2 protein-coding genes are annotated in these 1,261 nt (G+C 46.1%); both read left to right on the top strand.

The features are described 5' to 3' along the window. Positions 1 to 455, top strand: a 455-nt coding sequence (locus tag ABUA47_RS24870) for a toxin-antitoxin system YwqK family antitoxin (protein WP_410520201.1), incomplete at its 5' end; no start/stop codon positions are given. 6 nt (positions 456 to 461) lie between these two features. Beyond that, the gene (locus tag ABUA47_RS24865; protein ID WP_008144980.1) at positions 462 to 1,043 is read left to right on the top strand and encodes a DUF4948 family protein; all 582 of its coding nucleotides are present in this window, start codon (positions 462 to 464) and stop codon (positions 1,041 to 1,043) included. Positions 1,044 to 1,261: the final 218 nt, after the last annotated feature.

Raw genomic sequence — 1,261 nt, 5'->3', positions numbered from 1 at the left:
GCACATTCACGGAGTATTACCAAGACGGCGTTACTCCCCGAAAGGAAACACCCATGCAGCAAGGCAAGATAGACGGAACTGTAAAGACCTATTTTCGTAACGGCAAAATAGAAGCCGAAAAGGAATATAAGCAGAGTGTGGAGAGCGGGCGGGAGCGCCGCTTTGACAGCAAGACAGGAGAGCAGATTTTTGAATCTCATTATATCGACGGGAAAAAAGATGGCGAGGAGTGGGAAATCTTCGAGGATGCGAGCACGCTTCGCAGCAGGATAATACGCCACTACCGTAACGGAAAACTTGACGGCTCTTATCGTGTGGAATCGACACGGGACGGCAAACCCTATATAACTATCGAGGGACAATACACTGACGGCGAGAAATCGGGGCAATGGATAGAACATAACTATGATAACAATACCCAAACCTGCACATGGCATGGTGAAGGTGGGGCTTAAACAGAGATGAAGATAGTTATCATAATACTACTTTTAACGCTTGCATCGGTCGTAAGCTGCGAGCCACCCATGCCGCCGACGGACGAGGAAATGATACGCCACTTCGCCACGCACGAGGCGGCATTCGACAAGATACGCAAAATCATGGCGGAGAGTTCGGAGGGAAGCTTTCACTATCCACCGCTCTCTCCCTGCGATATTCTCATCCTTGATTCGGCAGGACAAATATCCTACCAACCGAACCAAGTGCAGGACACGCCGGTACACGGGTTATCAAGATCTGACCGAATACAACTCGACTCCTTGTTGTCAGAGATTGGATGCGGTCTTGTCCTTGTTGACCGCAGGGAGCAGGAAACGGCAGATTCGGTATATGTGAGCTTATTTATGCTGTACTACTCCCACGGCATCGTGGATGCGGGAACATCCAAGAGTTTCGTTTACGATCTCGAATTGAGAAGCCGCCGTGACATCCGTATCACCGAACACGGCGACCTGAACAAAATTTACCGCAGGACATACAATGACACTACGCTATACAAGCCCGTCAAGGAAGGCTGGTATATAGAGTTAGACCATTCACGATAATTTTCTTTTTTCGCAAGTCGATTTTATAAAATTGTCACCGAAAGTTCGTACTTTCGGAAAAAGATGTTATATTTGCAAATGAAAGAGTTATTTGACAGCATAGCAATGTAAAACGCTGAAATTCGCACAGTTGCTAAATCGTTACCTCTATTTCTCAAATAATTCGCTAAAAGTTTATTTCTCAATCGGTTAAGTCAAACCGAGAAAAATCTAAAATA

The sequence above is a fragment of the Bacteroides sp. RTP31139st1_H2_RTP31139_211217 genome (assembly GCF_040227615.1).
GTDB lineage: Bacteria > Bacteroidota > Bacteroidia > Bacteroidales > Bacteroidaceae > Bacteroides > Bacteroides uniformis.
Note: the sequence above shows the minus strand (reverse complement) of the source record. Positions and strands in the feature narration are given on the sequence as shown.